This window comes from Cognatiyoonia sp. IB215182 (assembly GCF_033963905.1).
Classification (GTDB): domain Bacteria; phylum Pseudomonadota; class Alphaproteobacteria; order Rhodobacterales; family Rhodobacteraceae; genus Yoonia.
The window spans coordinates 42,116-62,621 of record NZ_JAXBMB010000015.1; the positions used below are offsets into that span (position 1 = coordinate 42,116).

The 20,506-nt window shown below is 56.1% G+C and carries 22 protein-coding genes; 17 read left to right on the forward strand and 5 right to left on the reverse strand.

Translation table 11 applies throughout. The features are described from left to right. Nucleotides 1-10 precede the first annotated feature (10 nt). The 5 genes from SLH47_RS22535 to SLH47_RS22555 form a co-directional block, all read right to left on the reverse strand. Nucleotides 11-592, reverse strand: a complete 582-nt coding sequence (locus SLH47_RS22535; protein WP_320242885.1) for a tetratricopeptide repeat protein — start codon at nt 590-592, stop codon at nt 11-13. 95 nt (nt 593-687) lie between these two features. Next, nucleotides 688-1,056: a hypothetical protein gene (locus SLH47_RS22540; RefSeq protein ID WP_320242886.1), complete on the reverse strand. Its 369-nt coding sequence runs from the start codon at nt 1,054-1,056 to the stop codon at nt 688-690. Nucleotides 1,057-1,061: 5 nt separating this feature from the next. Further along, entirely contained in the window at nt 1,062-1,442 is a 381-nt protein-coding gene (locus SLH47_RS22545) for a hypothetical protein (protein ID WP_320242887.1), read from the reverse strand. Between the two features lie 3 nt (nt 1,443-1,445). Further along, nucleotides 1,446-3,167: a hypothetical protein gene (locus SLH47_RS22550; protein WP_320242888.1), complete on the reverse strand. Its 1,722-nt coding sequence runs from the start codon at nt 3,165-3,167 to the stop codon at nt 1,446-1,448. Between the two features lies 1 nt (nt 3,168). Further along, nucleotides 3,169-3,558, reverse strand: coding sequence for a hypothetical protein (locus SLH47_RS22555; RefSeq protein WP_320242890.1), 390 nt, complete (start codon nt 3,556-3,558; stop codon nt 3,169-3,171). Nucleotides 3,559-3,730: 172 nt separating this feature from the next. Here SLH47_RS22555 and SLH47_RS22560 point away from each other — a divergent pair, with 172 nt between their 5' ends. From SLH47_RS22560 to SLH47_RS22640, 17 genes are all read left to right on the forward strand, one after another. Next, a complete protein-coding gene (locus SLH47_RS22560) occupies nt 3,731-4,921 on the forward strand; it encodes an HrpJ domain-containing protein (RefSeq protein WP_320242892.1) in 1,191 nt (396 codons plus the stop codon). Next, complete coding sequence (locus SLH47_RS22565) at nt 4,905-5,312, forward strand: hypothetical protein (protein WP_320242894.1); 408 nt, start codon at nt 4,905-4,907, stop codon at nt 5,310-5,312. The genes SLH47_RS22560 and SLH47_RS22565 overlap by 17 nt, the downstream gene beginning before the upstream one ends. Nucleotides 5,313-5,375: 63 nt before the next feature. After that, nucleotides 5,376-5,840, forward strand: a complete 465-nt coding sequence (locus tag SLH47_RS22570; protein ID WP_320242895.1) for a type III secretion system chaperone — start codon at nt 5,376-5,378, stop codon at nt 5,838-5,840. 481 nt (nt 5,841-6,321) lie between these two features. After that, nucleotides 6,322-7,137 (forward strand): hypothetical protein, encoded by an 816-nt coding sequence (locus SLH47_RS22575; RefSeq protein ID WP_320242897.1) that lies wholly within the window; start codon nt 6,322-6,324, stop codon nt 7,135-7,137. After that, complete coding sequence (locus tag SLH47_RS22580) at nt 7,138-7,704, forward strand: phosphotransferase (RefSeq protein ID WP_320242899.1); 567 nt, start codon at nt 7,138-7,140, stop codon at nt 7,702-7,704. A 22-nt stretch (nt 7,705-7,726) separates the two neighbouring features. Then, nucleotides 7,727-9,676 (forward strand): type VI secretion system Vgr family protein, encoded by a 1,950-nt coding sequence (locus SLH47_RS22585; protein ID WP_320242902.1) that lies wholly within the window; start codon nt 7,727-7,729, stop codon nt 9,674-9,676. Nucleotides 9,677-9,685: 9 nt separating this feature from the next. Beyond that, the gene (locus SLH47_RS22590; RefSeq protein ID WP_320242903.1) at nt 9,686-10,261 is read left to right on the forward strand and encodes a DUF6931 family protein; all 576 of its coding nucleotides are present in this window, start codon (nt 9,686-9,688) and stop codon (nt 10,259-10,261) included. A gap of 4 nt (nt 10,262-10,265) precedes the next feature. Continuing rightward, nucleotides 10,266-10,562 (forward strand): PAAR domain-containing protein, encoded by a 297-nt coding sequence (locus SLH47_RS22595; protein WP_320242904.1) that lies wholly within the window; start codon nt 10,266-10,268, stop codon nt 10,560-10,562. Between the two features lie 284 nt (nt 10,563-10,846). Next, a complete protein-coding gene (locus tag SLH47_RS22600; protein WP_320242906.1) occupies nt 10,847-11,641 on the forward strand; it encodes a hypothetical protein in 795 nt (264 codons plus the stop codon). Continuing rightward, the gene (locus SLH47_RS22605) at nt 11,638-13,722 is read left to right on the forward strand and encodes an MFS transporter (protein ID WP_320242908.1); all 2,085 of its coding nucleotides are present in this window, start codon (nt 11,638-11,640) and stop codon (nt 13,720-13,722) included. Before SLH47_RS22600 ends, SLH47_RS22605 begins: the two co-directional genes overlap by 4 nt. Continuing rightward, a complete protein-coding gene (locus SLH47_RS22610; RefSeq protein WP_320242910.1) occupies nt 13,715-14,722 on the forward strand; it encodes an ABC transporter substrate-binding protein in 1,008 nt (335 codons plus the stop codon). Before SLH47_RS22605 ends, SLH47_RS22610 begins: the two co-directional genes overlap by 8 nt. After that, nucleotides 14,719-16,098 carry an ImpA family type VI secretion system protein gene (locus SLH47_RS22615; protein WP_320242912.1) on the forward strand — a complete coding sequence of 460 codons (1,380 nt, stop codon included), beginning with the start codon at nt 14,719-14,721 and terminating at the stop codon, nt 16,096-16,098. Before SLH47_RS22610 ends, SLH47_RS22615 begins: the two co-directional genes overlap by 4 nt. A gap of 50 nt (nt 16,099-16,148) precedes the next feature. Next, nucleotides 16,149-16,670, forward strand: coding sequence for a type VI secretion system tube protein Hcp (locus tag SLH47_RS22620; protein WP_320242914.1), 522 nt, complete (start codon nt 16,149-16,151; stop codon nt 16,668-16,670). A gap of 19 nt (nt 16,671-16,689) precedes the next feature. After that, nucleotides 16,690-17,199: a type VI secretion system contractile sheath small subunit gene (gene tssB, locus SLH47_RS22625; protein WP_320242916.1), complete on the forward strand. Its 510-nt coding sequence runs from the start codon at nt 16,690-16,692 to the stop codon at nt 17,197-17,199. Next, nucleotides 17,199-18,680, forward strand: a complete 1,482-nt coding sequence (gene tssC, locus SLH47_RS22630) for a type VI secretion system contractile sheath large subunit (RefSeq protein ID WP_320242918.1) — start codon at nt 17,199-17,201, stop codon at nt 18,678-18,680. The genes tssB and tssC overlap by 1 nt, the downstream gene beginning before the upstream one ends. A 10-nt stretch (nt 18,681-18,690) precedes the next feature. Continuing rightward, a complete protein-coding gene (locus SLH47_RS22635; protein WP_320242920.1) occupies nt 18,691-20,100 on the forward strand; it encodes a type VI secretion system contractile sheath domain-containing protein in 1,410 nt (469 codons plus the stop codon). Then, the gene (locus tag SLH47_RS22640) at nt 20,101-20,505 is read left to right on the forward strand and encodes a hypothetical protein (protein WP_320242922.1); all 405 of its coding nucleotides are present in this window, start codon (nt 20,101-20,103) and stop codon (nt 20,503-20,505) included. It abuts the gene before it with no gap. Nucleotide 20,506: the final 1 nt, after the last annotated feature.

A 20,506-nucleotide genomic window follows, 5' to 3' on the forward strand; every position in this document is an offset into this window, starting at 1 on the left:
GGCTACCTTCCTAAGAAATTGACGTGGAACCTGCGCCGCTGTTATCGAGGCGCTGATGCGTGTACGCGACACGGCGTTCCGCAATTTGTTGTTGATCATCCTGCCCATGCCCGTCTGCACACAGGGCCAAAGCGGTCTGAAAACTGCCTAGTGCATTCTCAAGTTCGCCAGCAGCCAGCAGGCACTCACCAAGCCGAAGATATCCGTCAACATCCGTGGCCTTGAGTGCCAGCGACATCAGATAGGCGCGCCCGGCGTCTTCGTAGCGCTCCTGAGTTTGAAATGTTGTGCCAAGTGCATACCAGAACCGATAGTCGATGGACTTGAAGGTGACGAGTTTCTGAAAAACTGTTTGTGCCTGCGCGACTTCGCCAGCTTGCATATAATTCAGGCCCGTCGCAAAAATTGCATCCAAGTGATCGTCGCTCAGCCCAAGTACAATATGCGGCGAAATACCATCACGGATGGATTGGACGGCGCCATTTTCCGACAGGCCAAGATCCGCGATCATTGCATCCATGAAAGGCGCCATGTCCTTGACGTCTTCCAAGAGTGCTTCTGGGCTATCAAAGCCTAAATCGAGAATGGACATTGGGTGACCTGATCATTGCGTTGGTTGGAGATTAGTGCCGCTGATCACCGCTGCTGTGCTGTAGAATACAGTACCGCCACTATTATTCGGAGCCATCATCGGGCGGCCGAAATCTGTGCAGCAATATCGCTGGCCTCATCCTCACGCCCGACACTGTAATAGCACCGCGCGCGCAGATATTGCCGCATCCGTGCGGCCTCATCATTTAATGGTTTGTCCTGGTGCAAATCGCCATCCATCCGATCAAGGCAATTGAGGGCCAGCGCGTAGTCTTCGGCCAAAAAGGCCAGCACGGCCTGCGCTGTTCGCACCTTTGTTGAACGTTCACCTATGGCCAAGAGGCCATCCACGATCTGTTTTGCGCGCTGCGTCTCGCCGTTTCGGGCAAAGACAAAGACAGTCATCAACAGATAATCGCGTTGCTGATCTGACAGGGGTGACCGGACATCCACTAAAACACTCATCGCGGCTAACCCTTGAAGAGTGCGGCAAGTGCAGCACGGATTTCATGGTCGAGCTTCACTTCCTGCGTCAGGATTTGCGCGACGCCATCGAGTGCTGCGCGCGTATCGCCATCGGCATCCGCGCTTGCATCCTTAAAGACACGGAGTGCGCTCAATCGTGCCTCGGTCAGCGTGGAGGGGTCGAGCAAGTCCTTATCGACCACATCGGGTTCCAGCATGTTGGGCAGCCGTTCATCCAGCGATGGACGATAGAGGATCTGATCAAGCGCTTGTGGCTGCGGCAGAAATTTCTGTGTGAGTGCCCCATCGCGCGGAAGATGCTGTTCATCTTCAATCTGCCAACGCGATATCTCCGCAAGGCCACTATCAAGTCTCTGAACGCGCATGTCTTAGGTCCGCGAAATGTTCAGGAGTGCATCGTTCAGTCGGCGCAGCGCATTGTTTGCCAGATCGAAATTCCGATTGCGTTCCCGGTTCAGGCTCGAGATCTCGTTGGTGAGGATCTGACTTTCCTGGTTGATCTGAGTGACCGTATCCGCAAGTTGGCTGGCGAAGATGTTCAACTCGTTTTGTGAGAACCGGTTCAGTGTTCCATCATCGCTTTGTACCAGATCCAATGTCGGTCGATTGATATTGCGCAAGGCCTCGATCGGGTGATCAACCGTGCTGTTGTTGCGTGTGCCTCGTTCAACAAATGATATCAGGAGCCGTTCGCGTTCACTAAGGTTGTTGAGATTGTCTGTGTCGCTTTCTCGTCCCAGAATATTCCGCTCTTCCTCTGCACCATCTTCGCCGGTTCCAAATTCACGCAAGGCATCGTTCACGAGTTGCTGAATATCCGCGTAAACGCGCAAAAGAGCATTTTGCTGGTTCAGTTCTTCTGTCTCGGCATTCACCTCCGCTTCCCGCGTCAGGTTGTAATTCAGCTGAAAAATGGCAATCAGGCTTGGCCCATCCAGCGCGCGACCGCCGTTCAAAAGCCCCGTCTGCGCCAATTGTAGACGTTGGTTATCGAGATCGCGCAGCCGTGTTTCCTGCGCTATGAATGTGTCAAATGCGCTTCTCAGACCGGCTTGACTGCCATCATCGCCGACGGGGGCATTCACGTTAGTGATCAGGCCTGAAGCGCCGTCTCCTAACGGAGATGGCGGCGTTTGAACGACAATAAAGAACTCATTCGCACGCTCCGCACGGCGTACAATAGCGTCAATGCGGCTGCGAATTTCGATCAGATCGAAAAAGCTCGATTGTTCGGCGCGCGTCTGAATATTGTCGATCTGGTCAGTGAAGGCCGCCTTGAATTCCTCAATCTGGGCCGCGGAAAAATTGCCAGCGCCCGACGTGTTGAAAAAGCCTTCAATCTGGGCATTCGCATCATCAATCAGATCACTCAGGGCATCCGTCGCCGCCTGCCCCGATTGCGCGCCAATCGCGCTTTCGATCTGTGTTCTCAGCGCGCTGGGAATCGCATCACTCGAAATTGCGGCAGCAAGCGCTTGTCCCGTTTCCGGTGCGATGATGGCCAGGTCGGCCTTGGTCAGTTGCTGTAACACAAAGATGCGCCGTTCACCTGGGATCGCAACGACATCAAAGCGGTTCCCGTCCTGTTCAAAAGTGGCAAGACGGGCACCGTCGGTGCCTTCAATTTCTTCGCCGAACTGCAACACATATTGAAGTTGATGGCTGGAATGAAACCCAAAGAAATCCTCAACCGGCAAGTCGTTGGGGTTTGGCGGAATGTCGACGACATTCGCGAACAACTGGCCCGGCGGCAATGGGTTCCCATCCGCGTCGACATTGATCGGGTTGCCGTTTGCATCGAATTCCGGTTCGAGTGTCGGCAAAGCGCCGGGGAACAGGTATTCGGTCAGGCCATCTTGCGAGATCGGATTGGCCGCCAGTGTTTCGTTGATCCCGTCAAAAAACGGAAAAAGCGCATCCGCGCGTTCCGCATTCGTCGGCGCATCCGTGTTGCTGACACCGTCAGGAATTGTGGCGCCTGCCGCGGATCCGTTGATCTGCGATGTGGGTGGCGGCAAGCGTGGTTCTGGGATTTCGGGATGAATCGTATCGAGAAAGACATTCCCGGTGGGGCGACTAACCTCTGGCATGTTATCTCACCTGTAATCTTGTGCGTTGAATAGGCTGATCGGTGGGGTCGTTTAGGTGCTGCGGCCTCTGATGGATGAGGGCAACGCCTGTTGCGCCATCGTTACCGACCTTTACGGCAACACCATGGGCCCGCGCCACGCGATCCACATAGGCCTGCAGCCCGGCAACGCGATCGTAAAAGGCATCCCCATCATCCACACCGCGCAGCCCATCAACGAGACCAAGGAATTGCGTGTCGGTTTTCAGAAGCGGATGACTTGAGAGAACGGATAGCGTCTTGACCATCTCGTCGAAGACACCCTGATAGGCGGCCCGCCTGCGTGTCGCATCTTTTTGGACAATGCCGATCACGTTGGTCGCGTCGGGTTGTTTGAAAGCCTGCTGCGTCAAATCTGGTTTCTTTCCTTAATACGTCGGGGCGACTTCAAGATCGCCGCTCTCGCCATCAACCTAACGGACAGATTTTCCGCTGCTGTACTGTTCGATACAGTGATCGGTCTTCCATCGGCTAAAACATGACGTGTTGTCCCCAGTGCCAATTGCGGCCGGAACGAGGAAGAAGATGAGCGAACTCAACATCACCAGACAGAATATCGCGTCGGGGAACGTGCAGTCAGAACTTGGTGGACAACTGCTTCAGGCGAACCGCGGTGAGCGCAAAGGTGATGCAGCGACGGCTGTGATGAAGAATTCGGATATCAGCGATATTCAGGAAGAGATCGGGAACGCCGTTGGCAAGTTTGCGGACAAAAAGACGCTCGGTCAGGCCAAGATCCGGCAAGGCGCCGGCGCATATGCGGAGGCCGTCAAGCGGATTGTCGATTACATCGCCGCCTATGATGACAAGCTGCCGGATATGCCGCGTGAGGCGGCTTTGTTCAACCTTGCCAATCAGTTGCAGGAATTCTCGGACATACTGGACGGTGGCGGCCACGTTTCATCCGATGACCTGCTTGAAGCGCTGCGCGACTATGACGGTGACGTCACGCATCAGTTCGCTGCCCTGCAAGCGGCACAGCGCTATTTTGAAGGCACAGAAGCGAAGGCACCGTTCAGGGCACTGCTTGATAAAGCGGAACGCGCCTATGACGACCCGAATATCCAACGCGATATTCAGGCCGGCTATACGATCGCGCACGCTGCATCCGAAAAAGCCCCGACGTTTGAGACATCGCCAGGCGCACTGCGTGACACTTACCGAGAGATGCTGCGCAGCGAAAAGCATATGGGCCAACTCTTCGACCAGTTATCGCAGTACAATATGCGGAGCCAGTTTTCCGAGGTCATCGATTTGTTCCTGCAGACAGCGGGCCATGAGTTGACCAATTCCGACAGCAAAGCTGATCCTGTTATCGTTGGTGCATTGACACGCGAATTGGGCGTTTTGAAAGAAATGCGCACTGTGGTAACCGAGGCAGATCGCGTTCTTCAGAAAACACGTCGAATTGATCCGGACTTCATTGCAGACGACAAATCAGACAAGCCCGTGATCAAGCTGACGAGCGACTTTTTGAACTTCGCCGCAAAGGCATCCCCCAGCCTCAGCGACGCCCGCAAGCTGGTTCCCGAATTGGGGGACGGTAAGGAAAAAACAAAAGTCGTTTTTGCCAACGAATTGCACAATATGCACCGCCTTGTTTCGGACAGGTCATTTGCTTCCGATCAGGCGCGCCTGCATCAGAGCCAGGCATTGTTGGGTCTGCGGACGGAGTTGTCGCAAGCAGAGGAAGCGGCATTTGGCGCGCAGACTTAAGGAACGTCAGATGCCGCATTTCTCACCCCGAGCAACCCAGGCAATTCGCGACTTTGTCGCAAATCTGCGTATGGATCATGTCGCCCCCGCCAGTGACGGCAGCTATAGTTTTGCCTTTGATCGGGCCGGGCTCTTAAGCTTCTCGCCGAGCGCTGATGGCAGGCGCGCGATCATCTCGCTGAAGTCGCATGAGCAGAGTTCCAAAACAGCAGGTGACATGCGGCAGTTTCTGTCATTGGCACAGCATGATCCGATGACGCAAACGCCGATCTCTGCCGGTATTGTTGGCAACGCCTTTGTGTTGGCCGCCAATATACCGGACTGCGATTTTGATCTGCAGAAAATAGAGCTTTGCCTTGATCGGATGATTGCGCTGCACAGCAGCATCTAAATCAAACGCAAGAAGAAACCACCACTCAACGAACACTAACATTTCAAAGAAGAGGAAGATGATATGCAAAAGGTTGATGAAATTCTTGATTTTCTAAACCAGAAACTCGGCAAAGAAAGCCTTGCATGGCGTGGAGAGCATGCAAGCATCAAATTTGAAGACGGTATTATTGTCGACTTGATCAAAATTGATCTGCAGACAGTTGAATTGGTCCATATCCTTGAGGATTACGCGGGTGTAGATGAACTTGAATTCTACAAGGCGTTGCTGATCGCTAATTACCAGGGGGGCATGACCGGGAAATCACGGCTGTCGCTCACGCCCGATTTCAAAACACTTTCAATTTGCTGCCGCATTGATGTGCGCGGGGTCGACGACGCACTTTTCGAGGACACGCTGACCGAGTTCCTGAAATACATTCATTTCTGGAAAAGTCAGGAGGCCGCCGACTATCTTTTGACTGATGACGCGAATGGTGCCGACAAGGCAATACAATATGACCCGGACGAATACATGACACGGGTATAACGCGCAGTCGCAAGTTCTTTGCCAAATTGAATTGGCATCCATTTCAAGATTTCTTAAGTCAACAGCTGGTTCCATAGGAATTGTGGCTGACTGTTCGACTTCTTGAGCTGAGTTATGCTCTGGTTGGAATGCGCGATGAGCGCGGTTTCCTCCGTGGCGTGCAGCACCACGGTCGCCCATTGAGATGCGATGGGCGACCAATTCGTAAGCTGTGGCGAGCTTCCGCTCCGCTCGCCGGACGCCGTACCGGCACCAACTGCATGTAAGCATAAGGTGTGCGAACGGTCTGCGCTCATCCTCCAATTGTTCTTGACTAACGTGAGGTCAGAAGGCAGCTTTTTGCAGAATGCGTTTTGGTCATTTCCCGTTTTGCTTGTATGAACGGCACGATATAGCCGTTCAAGTCTTGGTGTGTGGACCGCCACTGAGCCGAAACTTGGCCTGCGCACTGGAGGACATTTCTTGAACACTGGAAGACACAATGCAGCTTAGCAACGAAGAGAAATACGATGTCGGCGAGACATTGACGTGGGCGGTTGCTGAGTCAATCGGAGAAGCGCTGGACATCACTGCTTTGTCCGTCGCGATGGCGATCACTAAGTTGATCTACGATTCCGGTAAGGAAGTTCATGGCTATGATCCAAGCGCACCGCCTAATCCCCAGTTTCTGTTGAACGGGTTTGACGACGCAGCTTCGCCGCGAAGCTCAAAGTACATGAAACATAGAACCTACAAAAAGATCGGTAGTGCTGGCATCGGGACTGCGGGCAAGCTTGCATCTACGGCGACTGCTGTTGATGTGGGCGGCCTTGTGCAGCACTCCAATGCGACCGGGTCGACATTGATGCACCTTAAGATGCTGCGAGAGATTGCTGCGCGCTATCCCAAAAGCCGGACGATCCAATACTGGCTGGAGGTCTGCATGAAATGCAAGATTATGAAGGCCGGCGTAAGGGGAGGGCAGTTGGTCACCGCTGCCATTCCTGTCGGCCCCGTCGGCATTGCCTCGGACGTTGTTGCGGGTCTGGCGAAGGTGGGTATTGCCGCCACAATGACGGGTGCCGTCAACCGCGTCGCGATGGAGCTTCATTGGCGCGCGAATGTCGAGATGCGTATCGGCAGTTCTGGTCGATTTGGCGGTAGCGCCAAAAAGCCCAACGGACCGGCAAGCGCTGTTTACTTTGAGATTTTCCGACGTCGGGGTGCGACACGCTTCTTGGGCCAATACGATGTGCCGGCGCTGATATCCGAGGCCGGTGGCTGGATCCCGTTGCGCGACAAACTCTTGCTAATCTGAGTGCAGAGATTGCACGCGGGCCAGACAAACAACAATGGCGGTGCTGGACTTGGTCCCAAGTGGCAATTTGGGGCCAAAGGTGAGGTCTTTGCGACGGCGACAAGTGCGGTGGCTGAGGCGCTTCTTGAAAACGAGGCGCGTGCATTGCAGCGCTTGGACGGCGATGTGGCGCCTCGCTTCGTCAGTCTCACGCGTTCATCTGACGGCCTGACGCTCACACGGTCCTATGTGCCGGGGCCGACGCTCACCGAAGTGCCGCTTTCTGAATGGGCCGAACTTCTGACGGATTTCCGGCAAAAGCTGCAGGTCGTTCATGATGCCGGGCTGATTCACGGGGACATAAAATCGTCAAACTTTGTTGTCACGAACCGCGGGTTGGTGATCATTGATTGGGAGCATGCGATGCCCATTGGAACGGATTTGGCATCATGGCCGCATCGGCCCGTTTCCCTTGGCACATCCGCCCCGGACATGATCTGGGGTCGTGGGCAGGCTAGTCCGGAGCTTGACTATTATTCCTTGAATAAGCTCGAAGAGCACTGCGCTGGCACGCAGGCAAAATCATAAAGAGGGGCTGGAAGGCGACATGGTGGAAAACAACACTGCAGACGTTCTTGCGACCATCGGAAGTACCAAGGACATCGTTGTCACAGGCTTTCGATTTGAAGAGCGCCTGTCCGAGGTGCCGACGTATAGTCTGACTGTCGCGCATGACCCCAAGTCCTTGAAAGACGTGGTCGGCCAGGTCTGCAAAATTGCGCTTGATGCCGACGCTTACATGACGCTCACCCCGCGCGACTTCGCCGGGATCATCATGTCGGCGGAACGGTCGCAAGATGCTGATGGCCGGGCGTTGTTGGATCTGACCGTGCAGCCATGGCTCGGCATTCTTGGCCTGAGCAAGGCGAGCGCGATCTACCAAAGCATGACCTCGCTCGACATTCTCAAAGAGGTTCTGACGCGGAATGGTCTTGCCCGCGCGCAGGTGAAGGGCAGCAAGCCCAAAGTCAAGCGGGACATGGTCGTTCAGTATAATGAGAATGACCTCGATTTTGTACGCCGGATCCTGGCCGAGGAAGGGTTTGCCTTTTACTTCCATGACGGGTCAGCGGCGGACACTATGCTGCTGCACGATACGTCGCTTCCTTATCCTGACAAACCCAAGGTCGTGTCCCTGACCGATGCGCAGCTTGGCAATGTTGAACTGGAAGAAGCCATGTCGCTGTCGCTGAACCGGACGCTCAGGCCGGATACCGCTGCATTGACACATTATGATGCTGAGACGGCCAAATTCGCAAAAGGTGGTCCGAAAGCGTCGAGCGAGGCGAAGACGTCCGAAAAGCCAACTGTTACCGAATACCGGGCTGTGACGGTCGGAAAGCTGGCGAGTGATGAGATGACTGTTCTGGTCAACGCCGAACAGGCGCCAGAGGTGCTGTTGCGTGGCACGACCGAGCATCCGGGTCTTTTCATCGGTCAGGAAATCGATATCGCGAGCGATAGTGCAAGCGAGTTCCACGGACGCTTCACGCTCATTGAAGTCGTCTATACGCCAACCCGCGGCAATGCGGTGAGCTGTCAGTTTGTTGCCGTGCCGAAAGACCACGTTGCCGCCCCGAAACGCCTGCCAAAACCGCTCATCGCGGGTGTGCACAATGCGGAGGTTGTGGGTGCCTCATCCTCTGCCAAGGCCGGCGATATCTCTTGCGATGCCGAGGGCCGGGTGAAAGTCCGCTTTTTCTGGGATGGCGATGCGCAGGCCAGTGCGTTCCTGCGCGTGGCCGAGCCATTCGCGGGCAAGGGATATGGGGCGCAGTTCACGCCGCGGGTCGGGCATGAAGTGCTTGTGTCGTTCCTGCACGGAGACCCGGACGCACCCGTGATTACGGGTCAGGTCTACAACGCAAAAAACAAGCCGCCCTTTGCCCAGAAGGACACCAAGAAATCGGGGATCGTCACCAAACTGGACGGTGGACAAAACGAGCTTGAGTTCACCGATGAGAAGGGCAAAGAGCTGCTCGCCATGCGGGCGGCGAAGGATTACGAGCTTATCGTGCCCGAAAATGTCGTCCGCAAGATCGACAAGTTGGAGACCGTGACGGTCGGCGAAACCTCAACGCTGAACATCAAGAAGGACTGGAAAGTCACCGTCGACAAGGCGATTGCCGAAAAAGCAGATAGCCGCAGCGCCGATATCGCCAAGAAAGACGAAATCAGCGCCAAGGAAATCGCGCTTACCGCGACCAGTAAAATCACACTCAAGGTTGGTAGCAACTCGCTTGAGCTGTCGTCGAGCGGGATAAAGATCAACGGCATGAAAGTAGAGATTGCTGGCAAGAGTAAAGTTGATGTCAAGAGCAATGCCGCACTTAATCTTGAAGGTCTCACAGGTAAGTTGGCTGCCAAGACGACGATGAATATTGAAGGACTTCAACTCACCGCCAAGGGCAAGGTTCAAGCCAAGGTGGAAGGCCCCATGTGCGAGCTTTCCGGGACTGGCATGGCAACGGTCAAGGGCGGTGTGGTGATGATCAACTAGGACAACGTTTTGCTGCGTAAGATACCATTTGACGATAGCGCCGAACTGCTCTCGCGTTTTGCGGTCAGTGATGAGGCCGCCGAAGTCGTCGTTACCCAGGACCCACCGGAAGTCACCCTTGGGAAGCTCAGGGAAAGCGGCTCTTTTGTTGATGTCGCCAACTTCTTTGCCTTTGGCATGCCGCCACGGGAAGGCGTGTGTTGGGCCATTGCCGTTTATCGCACCATGCGACCGGAGCTTGACGAAAACGAGAGCAACGTTCTCGCCCTTGCCGAGAGATGGGTGAAGGACCCGCAGGAAGGCATTCGCGTCCGGCTGATGGATATGTCCGAAAAGATTGACAACGAAACAGCGTTGCATTGGCTGTGTAGCGCGGTCGCCTGGAACGGGTCGGGCAGTATGGGGCCGCCCGACGGCCCGGTTGTCCTGCCGCCAAAGGGCCTTCACAGCTCGGCACTTCTGGGGGCGGTTTCGCTTTTGATGGGCGGCACGGAAGAAGAATTCGAACGGCTTCAGGACGTGACCTACCAAACCGGGCTGGAGGTCGCTCAAGGCGGCTGGCCGACTATTTCCCAGAAGGATTGATAGCATGCCCGGACCTCCCGCTGCGCGCATCACTGATATGCATGTCTGCCCCATGGTGACGGGTGTGGTCCCCCATGTAGGCGGCCCGATCCTCGCCCCTTCGGCGCCGACGGTTCTGATTGGCAAACTGCCGGCAGCTGGCATGGGGTCGACGGCCACATGCGTTGGTCCGCCCGACACAATTGTTAAAGGGTCGGCAACGGTCCTGGCGTCGAAGAAGCCCTTGGCGCGGGTTGGCGATACATGTTCTCACGGCGGCACGGTTGTGATGGGATGCTTCACCGTTTTGGTGGGCGGCTGAGTCCAACAAGGGCCTTTGGCGAACGCTCTCGCGTTTTCGTATCGGTACGTGCGGATTAGCACAAAATCTGACGTTACCATCTGTTAACCAATCGTTGATACCGAGCACGCAGGCGCGCGCCAAGATAGGAAGATCGAGACTGATAGATACGACGCGCATGAGCGCACTTTACGCCAAGTCATGTAGGGTCAGTCCCCAAATTTGACCTTACTGCCTTTGACTTAATCTAGCTGGGACAAACCGGCGACAAATAAAAAACATAAAGCTGGGGAAAGTGTGCGAGTATGGAATGGCAAGTGTTCAGAGAGCTTTACCTGAAGGTACTCCTCTCGGTGTTTACAGTGATCGTTGCGATGCTTTTGCTTCAAGGGGCCTTGAACCAGTTGAAGCTGCGCGCGTTGGTGGCCGAGGCAACGTCGTCTAGGCAACAGATTTCGGCGAGTTCGATTGAAAGGTCGGTTCTTCAGGCCGAGGCTTTGGGTTTTGCAATCGATGAGATGACCGGCCTCCAGGATCTTATCGATCGGGAGCGCGCTGACGATCCCAGCATCGTCCAGATCGCCATCGTCTCACCAATTGGCGCACCGCTTCTGTCATCAGGAAGTGCTGAAACGACGCGTGAGGAAAACGATCGCGTGCTGCGCCGTGTCATCGGTTCGCAGGAGAGGATGACGCGCTTCGATGCAGGCGAGCGGCTTTATACCGGACGCCTCCTTTTCGACTCCAGTGGCGCAATCATGGGCGCCATCGTCATCGTCGCCGAGACCGATGCATATATGTCAGAAGCGACGGCGTCCCTGTCGCAGATGCGCCTGGTTTACTTGTCGATTTTCGTGTTTGTCGCGGTGCTGCTGGTCCCCTTCGTGATGCTTCAGTTCGCAGGCATCAGACAAGCCTTCAATGTATTGGATCCGCGCGCAGCCGATACGCCGAATTTCCGTGAAAGGGATAGCGGCTCACCAGAGGCCGCCGAACTTCAGGCGATGCTGAAAGAAGGCGCGGCCAAGGTGGATGAGTTGCGCGGTGAGCTTGATCAGATTTCCAATCAAGAGCTTGGTTCCAAAGGTTTGTCGTCATGAGTAAAGCGAAGAACACTGGTCAAACCCGCCTGATCGCGGGCTTTTCCCGCAGGCTTGTCCTGACCACAACAATCGCCATGATCATTGTGGCGATCCTGAGCTTCGGCGCGACAGTTGTGCAGTTCAACAATGCGCTCAAGCCCTACCTCATCGAAAAGGCCGAAGCAGTTGCGACCTCTGTGTCGCAAGACATTGAATACGCCTTGGAAATCGGCATTCCCTTCGGCGAACTCCGTGGCCTTGAAGAGCATGTGGCCGCTCTTGTTGAAGAGCACGCCGAGATCAGCGCGCTTGAGGTGATGACGCCCGAACAGATTGGGTCGGCGAACCTTGCCGGGTCGGCGCTGGAATCGTCTGATCTTGCGGATGCGCCGGTCAGCTGGGCCGGGAGTGCTGCGGCCTCTCTGACGGAAGTCGCCGTTATGTTGACGGGCGCAGACGCGTCCGCCGAGATTGTCGCCGTTGATATTGTCGCAGAAGACCGCGTTCTGGCGCAGGTTCTTGCCACCGTCGATGACGAATATATCAGCGGCAAGATGACCTCGGTCTTTTTTGACACGTTGGTCATCCTGATTGCCGTTTCGCTCGTGGCTTTGGAAGTCGTCGTTGTCTTCTCAAATAGCCAGCTTTCCGAACCGTTTCGTCGCGCGGAAAACGCTCTGCGGCGCCGCGCCGATGGCGATTTGCGGGAGTACCAGATTGGCCGTGGACGCGGGCGTATCGCAGCCTTTATCGAGACGCTGAATGCACAAAATGCGCGGTTGCGCGACGCGGTGAGCCGCGCGCTTTCTGCGACACAAGACGCTGCGCGCAAGGCCTCGCTGCGCGCATTTGCAGACCGCACAAGCCTCTTTGTGAAAGAGCCACGTTCAAGCGCGTCGATCATGGATGCGCGCATTCCGCTGTTTGTGTTCTGCTTTGCCGAAGAACTGCAGAAGTCGTTCCTGCCGCTCTTCGTGGCCGAGAATTACTCAGAAAACGATCTGTTCGCGCGTGACATCATGATGGGTCTGCCGATTTCGGCGTTCATGTTCGTCATCGCAGCGTTCACGCCTTTCGCCGGTCGTCTGGTGGACAAGTTCGGAAACAAGACGCTGTTCCTGGCCGGTCTGGTCCCTGCGATCTGCGGCTATTTCATTTGCTACATGGCCTCCAGTGGCAACGAGATCCTTTTGGGTCGCTCGATTACCGCTGTCGGTTATGCGATCATCACGATCAGCTGCCAAAGCTACATCGCAGCGGTTGTTGTTGCTGAAAACCGCGCGCGCGGGATGGCGATTTTCGTGGGCGTCCTGATGACCGCCACAATGTGCGGCACTGCAATCGGCGCGATCCTTGCCGACTGGCTGGGCTACAAGCCCGTCTTCCTTGTCGCCATGGTCTTTGCCGCCGTTGCCGGGGTCATGGGCTGGAACATGCTGTCCACCGACCTGCCCGCGCCCGAGAAAAAGGTTGTGCCAGCTGGCATGAGCAAAAGCCCTCTTGCCACGCTGATGCGCAACACGCAGTTCGTGCTGATCGTTCTGTTCTGCGCGATCCCGGCCAAGATTATCCTGACCGGTTTCCTTTACCTCTTTGTGCCGATCTATCTGGCGAGCCTCGATGCAACTCAGTCTGAGATCGGGCGCATCATGATGCTCTACTCATTGATCATCATTCCGATTAGCCCCCTGGCCTCCGGTTTTGCTGACCGCCTCGGCAAGAACCTGTGGATGGTGATCTTTGCGACGATCGCATCGGGTATCGTGCTACTGGGCCTCTACCAGTCCGCCTCTGTCGCGATGGTACTTGTCGTGGTCGCAGCGCTGGGTGTCGTGCACGCCTTCCTGAAAGCGCCGCTGATCGTGGCGGCCATGGAAGCGGCCGAGAGAAGCCCCGACATTACACGCACAGGCGCACTCAGCCTTCTGCGCACCAGCGAGCGTATCGGTTCGGTCATTGGTCCGGTGGTGGTTGCTGCGATGCTTGTGGTCCTTGACTACGGGCAAGTCGCGGCGATCCTGGGCATCACAGTTTCTGTCCTTGGCGGCGTGATGGCCCTCCTCTCACTTCGCCGCGGGAGCTCGGTTGCCCATGCGTAAGTTGCTTCTCACTGCATGTGCCATCGTCAGCTTTGGCTTTTCCGCCGCGGCTGAGACAGAGTTCGATGCGACCTCACCAGCCAAAGTGCACATGGTCGTCTGGCGTGGCTGCGAAGACGCCTGCAACGCCTTCATCCGCTACTTTGAAGATCGCGACTTACCCGTAGAGGTTGAGGTCACCGACGTTGCACGGGACCGCGATTTGCTGCCAGGCATTCAGGAAACGTTAAAGGCCCAAGAGCCTGATCTCGTTGTGACATGGGGCACAAGCGTGACACGGGGCATCCTGGGCACGCGTGCGGATTACGGGGAAGAAAGTGCATTGGGCGACGTGCCCGCTCTCTTTATGATTGTTGCCGATCCTGTCGGTTCCGATATTGTTGAAAGTTACGAAACAACCGGACGTCCGCTGATATCAGGTGTACGCAATCGCGTGCCCGAAGAGGTGCAGATGCAACTGATGTTCGAATACTACCGACCCCAGAGGCTCGGTGTGATCAATGACCCGGGTGAGCTGAACTCTCAGCTTAACACGGCCAAGCTGCAGGCGATCAGCGGCGGGTTGGAGTTCGAAGTCATCGAAGAGCTTTACACGCAGGACGCGCAAGGCGAAGTTGACCCTGCCCAGATCCCGGTTGCCATGGCTGCGCTGAAGGAAAGGGGTGCCGAGGCGATCTATGTCGGGTCAAGCTCTTTCAACCTGGAGCATCAGGACGCGTTTGTTGCGGCAGCGACGGCTTTGGATCTGCCGGTCTTCAGTGCTTACACACAGATGGTACGCGATAGCGGCGCGTTGATGGCGGTAGGGACCAGCTACGCCAATGTCGGGCGCCTGGCTGCTGTGCAGGCTGAGCAGGTTTTGCTGGAAGGTGACGCGCCCGGCGCATTGCCGGTCAAGTCGCTCAACCGCTTTTCGGTGATCCTCAACATGCAATCTGCGCAGGCGTTGCAGCTGTACCCACCGCTTTCGCTTCTTGGGATTGCGGAGGTTGTTCAGTGAACCATCTAGAGGAACCCATTCCGGGCGACTTGCCGTTCGGGATTTACCTCAAAGGTGATCGCGCGACATATCGCGGATTGCGAAACCTCTTTAATGCCTCTCAAGCGGCGTGGAGGAGTTATTCCGAGACACCAGAATCCCTGCAAAACGAAGAGCTCGAAGGGGCGAACACAACCGCTTGGATGGCGCTTTCGGAAGCATGTGAAAAGTGCCTGATCGAGACATCGAAGGATCTGGAGATTCTATCGTGGTTTGTCGCGGCACAGCTTCACGGGGCCAGACCACTGCCGAAAACGGCAGAGGCGATGGCAGTTCTGACCAACCTCGTGGAAAAATCCGTCGCTGACATGCAGCCCGCGCCGCCGCCAGAAAAGCTCAAGGCGGATACGGACGAGGGGCGCGCGGCAGAGATTGCCGAGCTGAGATTGCGCCCCTTTATCCAGCTATTTGGTGAGGTTGAAGGATCGGGTCTGCTGAACGCGCCGATCACCAATCTGCCGCTTTTGGGTGAGGTCACATACGGAAGGGCAATCTCGGCCGAGAAAGACGGCGCGATGGACCCGCTGCGCGCCGAAGCGGCCGAGGTCATTGGCGCGCAAGCTGAAACCTTCACACAGCTGGTAGAGGCGTTGCAGGAGCTTGAGAAGCTCATTCCGCGCCTTGATGCGGCTGTCAAAACCTATGCCAATGCGCATGGGCAGACCCCGCCGCTGATCGGTTATGGCACGCGTCTGGTGTCAGATGTTCTGCGTGTTTGCCAGCTTCTTGTCGAAGGGCTGGGCTTTCCATGGCCGGGCGAGGAAGAAGAGGCAGCGGCAGAAACCGAAGATGACGGCGAGGCCGGTGCTGACGATGCGCCGACCGGCGGTGCGCCAGTCAGAAAGGGCGGTGGTGGTTTCAGTCTTAATGCCGATGTCGGGAACCGGCATGAAGCGCTGATGGCCATTGCACAGCTCGCAAAGTATTTCCGCCAGACCGAACCGCATTCCCCGATATGCCTTTTGCTTGATCGCGCGGTGCGCTGGGGCAACCTGAGCGCTGCAGAACTTTATCGCGAAATCCTCACCGAAGGCAGTGTTGGCATGTCGCAAATGGCGCTGATGACCGGACTTGAGAGCCAGGGTTTTTCCGATAACTTCGGGCGTCGCGGGGCATCGCCTGCTGGCGGGGTGGAACACCCGACCCTCGACAATTATGCCGCTGCGGTCCCGGCACCCTCAAAAACACCTGCACCCGCAGCATCGCCGGCACCCAGCCAGCCCCAGGCCGCAACATCCGCGCCAAGCGAGGCGGCTCCAGAGCCCGTGGCCGAGGCTGATCCAGAATCCACGACTGATCCGGAAGACGATCTACCGATGGAAGATTTCAAATGGTGAAATCAAGTTTAACCCCCTCTCTCAAACCCACTCCAAATTAAAGGTGAAAAATGGCTAACATCTACATGCGCATTGACGGGATCAATGACTTCAAAGGCATGGCGAGCGTCAAAGAAATCGCATCCAAGAAGGGTTTTTTCCCGGTTGGGTCTTTTTCTCTTGGTTTCAGCCGCTCCGTGTTTGTCGCGGTCGGCTCGGCAGGTGATGCCGAAACAGGTGTCCCTACCCTTGGTGACGTATCGATTCAGCGTGAAGCAGACAGCGCATCGGGTATCCTTGAGACGCTGTTCTTTGCACCTGGTGACAAAGGTAAGACCTTCGAAATCGTTGAAACGAAAGCGAAAAACGACGGCTCTGGCCTGATCCCTGTACAGATCATCACGATGGAAGAAGCACGGATTTCAAGCTATTCTGCCGCGCCGGGCAGCAACGCTCTGACAATTGCGTTCACGACACTTTCCATCACCCACTACTACGAAGATGCCGCAGGCAAGGTCGAGAAGGGTGATGTCGTGAAATTTGACCTCAAGCTTGGTAAGCTGGAATCCGGTAACCAAGACGCGATGAAGTAGCGCCAAGGAGGAAGAAACCATGGCACTGAATGCACAACAAAAGCGCGTAAGTAAAAACCGCGTTAGCATTACTTACGACGTGGAAGACGGCGGCTCCAAGCAAAGCAAGGAGTTGCCATTCGTCACAGCGATGATCGGGGGCTACTCCGGTGATCGCGAAGACAAGGAAGATCTGGAAGAGCGGACGTTTTACGGCGTCGACAAGGATAACTTCAACGAAGTGATGTCCCGCGTCGGCCCGCAACTGACCTACACTGTCGAAAACAAGGTGCAGGATGACGGGTCCGAGTTCGAAGTGAACCTCGATTTCAAATCGATGAAAGACTTCGAACCAGATGCAATCGTTGACAAGGTCGAGCCGCTTCGCAAACTCGCGGAAACGCGCGAAAAGCTCATGACGCTGGTGGCGAAAGCTGATCGGTCGCGTGATCTTGAGAAGGTGCTGAAAGAAATTCTGCAGGACGCTGATCTGGTGAAGTCTCTTGGCGAAGAACTCGGCGTCGAACCAACAGAAAAGGGTGAGGGCTAATGTCAGAAGCAGAAGCCGCAGGCGGCGCAGCCGCCGCAGAAACAAAAGAGCTCAGCCTCCTGGATCGTGCCCTGGAGGCCACAACGCAGACCCCCGAAGACACCACGAAAGAGCTTCTTTCGGTCCTCGCCGGACAGGCGATGGATGGTCAACTGGTGTGGGACCAGAATGTCGGCGTGACAATCCGCAAGGCCGTGGCCGAGATCGACAAGATCATGTCAAAGCAGATGTCGGCCATCATGCAGAACGACAAGTTCCAGCGGCTGGAAGGCTCTTGGCGTGGCGTTCAGAAGGTGGTTCGGAACACCGAGCTTGGGCCTCAGCAAAAGATCAAGCTGGTCGACTACAGCAAGGAAGAGCTGCTTGAGCAGTTCGAGGATGCACCGGCCGTCGATCGCAGCCCGCTCTTTGAAGCGCTCTATCAGGACGAGTTTGGTACGGCTGGTGGTGAGCCTTACGGGGCGTTGATCGGTGACTACTACTTTGGCTATGGCGACGAAGACGTGGCGCTGCTGACATATATGGCGGAAACCGCTGCAGCCTGTCACGCACCGTTCGTTGCCGCCGCTGGTCCCGACATGTTCGAGTATAACAGCTTTGAAAGCTTTGCCGAAGGTCGCCCGGTTGCCGCCGGATTTGACTCGCCCACCTACGCCGCATGGAACGGTTTCCGTGACAGCGACGAAAGCCGGTATGTCACACTGACCTTGCCATCAACCATGGCGCGTCTGCCTTATGGCGCAAATGGTGGTAAGGCGAAGACCTTTGACTACCACGAGCTTGACACCGATGCCGACGGCAACCAGCGTCCAAAGGACAACAGCGAACTGGTTTGGTCAAACGCAGCTTATGACATGTCGCTGAAGATGAATGACGCGTTCACAGCCTTCGGCTGGTGCACGGCCATTCGGGGTCTGGAGAATGGCGGCAAGGTTGATCAGCTTCCAAACCTCACATTCAAAAGCGATGCGGGCGATGTGCAGCAGGCTTGCCCTGTTGAAACGAACCTGACCGACGAACGTGAGAAAGAGCTTTCCGACCTCGGTTTCCTGCCATTGGTGCACTATAAGAACTCAAGTCACGCGGTGTTCATCGGCAGTCAGACAGCGCAGCGGCCCAAGACTTTCGTGGACCCGGATGCGACGTCAAACGCCGCGATCTCGGCACGTTTGCCTTACATCATGGCAGCAAGCCGCATTGCCCATTATCTGAAGGTCATGGGCCGCGACATGCTGGGGTCGAACCTGGAAGCCAACGACATCAAGACAGATCTGCAAGCCTGGATCGACCAGTACACCAATGCTGGTGCGATGGGGAACGCGGAACGCTCTAAGACGCCATTGGCTGAGAGCACAATTGACGTCATTGAGCAGCCCGGCAAACCCGGCGCCTACTCGGCTGTGGCTTATCTGCGCCCGTGGCTCCAGATGGAAGAGCTGACGACCTCTGTCCGCATGGTAACCAAGATACCTGGCGGCTAAGGACCGGTTTTTGACCGCTGATGTCACAACTTTAGACGATGTACTCTCCGCCACAGAAGCGGCGGAGAGTGCTGCGCGTACCGCTGAGGACGCGAAACTTGCCGCGCTTAAGGCGCGGTTTCGCGATTTGGCGCAATTGCGGTCTTTGTTGCTGCGGCTGGTTCTCGACATCGAGGATACAATCAGCGCACAACTGACCGCGATTATCGAAGCGCCCGAATTCCAGGACCTGGAAGCCAGATGGATGGGCCTTGCCAGCGTCGTTTGGTCAAAGCCTGACGTCGACAATATCAAGGTGAAAATCCTTGATCTGAGCTGGGACGAGCTTTGCAGGGATCTGCATTACTCAAGCGAGATACGCCGCTCTCAGCTTTATACATTACTGGGTTACAACGAGCTTGATACCCTGGGGGGTGAGCCGTTCGGCATCGCCATGATCGACCACAATCTGTCGATGAGCGTGGATACCGAGTTCGACGATCTTTATACCGCGCAACTGATCTGCGCGATGGGCGAGGCTTGTATGTGCCCGATCATCATGGGCGTGGGCCAGGACTTTTTCGGCGAAAGCGACGCGGCCTGGTTCACTGACATGCGCCGCATTACGAATGTCCTTAACGGCGAAGAGTTTCGGGCATGGCAGACGCTGCGCAATGTTCCCAACGCCCGCTTTCTCGGGCTCGTCATGCCGCAAACGCAGCTTCGTGGGCGATACGAGGATGCGGATTTAGGGTTCCGCTTCCATCAATGGCCTAGCGAGAGTGTCGGACTTTGGGGCAGTGGGTGTTACGATTTTCTGCGCACGGTGATTGCTGAATTCCATCGCTGCGCCTGGTTCGGCTTTCTCAAACTCGTGTCAAACGAAGCCGGGGTTGGCGCCGTTCTAGCCCCCACGCAGCACCCCATCCCCCAAGCCTGCGAGCGCAGCCTGCGCACCAAGACGCGCATGACGCGCGAGCTGGCCCTGGGCTATTCCGACAATGGCTTTGTGGTTCTTGCGGAAAGCACAAAGAACAACACGCCCTACTTTGTGGGGAACCGTTCAGTGACCGATTGCAAAGGTGTGCCGCAATCGGAAATCATCACGCAATTACAATCGGTGATGATCGCCTGTCGCATTGTGCATTACGTGAAGGTGCAGATCCGCGCCCTGATCGGGCAGGTCAAAACAGCTGCCGAATGCCAGCAGATTTTGAACGACTGGTTTGATCCTTACGTCTCGCCCTCCAGTGCGTCCGTCGAAGTTCAGGCACGCTTTCCATTGCAGGGCGCAAGGGTTGAGGTGACGGAGGCGGCATCAGATACCGCAAGGTTCCAGTGCCAGGTGGTGGTGCGGCCGCAATACCAGATCGATAACGTCCTTGGAGAAATTCAGCTTAAAACCGATTTCGGCGCGGGCAAGCTTGAGGGGGTTCAATAAATGAGCTTCGCAACAGCATTTCTGGGCCTGCGTGAAAACGACACGACCGAAAAGCAGATCGCCGCAACGGTGGAAAGCGTGCTGCAGTCCATCTCACCCGAATGCGACGTGCCGGACAGCCTGCAAAACGTGCGGTCTTCAAACCTCTGCTATGGGGTTCCGATGCAATGGGCGCTTGGCGATGGTGCTCAAAGCAAGCGAACACGCGGCGTGTTGCGCGAGCGGCTGACAACGTTTGAACCCCGCTTGAACACACTGTCAGAGATCGACGTGGTCGAAAATGACGACGAGAACTCTGTGACCTTCGTTGTGGTGGGCACATCGCAGGTGGGCTCTGATACCGAGACAGTGGATATCCAAAAGCGTTTGTCACGCATGGATCAGCACGTCGATAGCGGGGGCTGAC

Excerpts from the sequence above, each read along its gene's own strand:
- SLH47_RS22535 (WP_320242885.1), bottom strand. The coding sequence starts at position 592 with ATGTCCATTCTCGATTTAGGCTTTGATAGCCCAGAAGCACTCTTGGAA.
- SLH47_RS22540 (WP_320242886.1), bottom strand. The coding sequence starts at position 1,056 with ATGAGTGTTTTAGTGGATGTCCGGTCACCCCTGTCAGATCAGCAACGC.
- SLH47_RS22545 (WP_320242887.1), bottom strand. The coding sequence starts at position 1,442 with ATGCGCGTTCAGAGACTTGATAGTGGCCTTGCGGAGATATCGCGTTGG.
- SLH47_RS22550 (WP_320242888.1), bottom strand. The coding sequence starts at position 3,167 with ATGCCAGAGGTTAGTCGCCCCACCGGGAATGTCTTTCTCGATACGATT.
- SLH47_RS22560 (WP_320242892.1), top strand. The coding sequence starts at position 3,731 with ATGAGCGAACTCAACATCACCAGACAGAATATCGCGTCGGGGAACGTG.
- SLH47_RS22570 (WP_320242895.1), top strand. The coding sequence starts at position 5,376 with ATGCAAAAGGTTGATGAAATTCTTGATTTTCTAAACCAGAAACTCGGC.
- SLH47_RS22575 (WP_320242897.1), top strand. The coding sequence starts at position 6,322 with ATGCAGCTTAGCAACGAAGAGAAATACGATGTCGGCGAGACATTGACG.
- SLH47_RS22595 (WP_320242904.1), top strand. The coding sequence starts at position 10,266 with ATGCCCGGACCTCCCGCTGCGCGCATCACTGATATGCATGTCTGCCCC.
- SLH47_RS22600 (WP_320242906.1), top strand. The coding sequence starts at position 10,847 with ATGGAATGGCAAGTGTTCAGAGAGCTTTACCTGAAGGTACTCCTCTCG.
- SLH47_RS22605 (WP_320242908.1), top strand. The coding sequence starts at position 11,638 with ATGAGTAAAGCGAAGAACACTGGTCAAACCCGCCTGATCGCGGGCTTT.
- SLH47_RS22610 (WP_320242910.1), top strand. The coding sequence starts at position 13,715 with ATGCGTAAGTTGCTTCTCACTGCATGTGCCATCGTCAGCTTTGGCTTT.
- SLH47_RS22620 (WP_320242914.1), top strand. The coding sequence starts at position 16,149 with ATGGCTAACATCTACATGCGCATTGACGGGATCAATGACTTCAAAGGC.
- tssB (WP_320242916.1), top strand. The coding sequence starts at position 16,690 with ATGGCACTGAATGCACAACAAAAGCGCGTAAGTAAAAACCGCGTTAGC.
- tssC (WP_320242918.1), top strand. The coding sequence starts at position 17,199 with ATGTCAGAAGCAGAAGCCGCAGGCGGCGCAGCCGCCGCAGAAACAAAA.
- SLH47_RS22640 (WP_320242922.1), top strand. The coding sequence starts at position 20,101 with ATGAGCTTCGCAACAGCATTTCTGGGCCTGCGTGAAAACGACACGACC.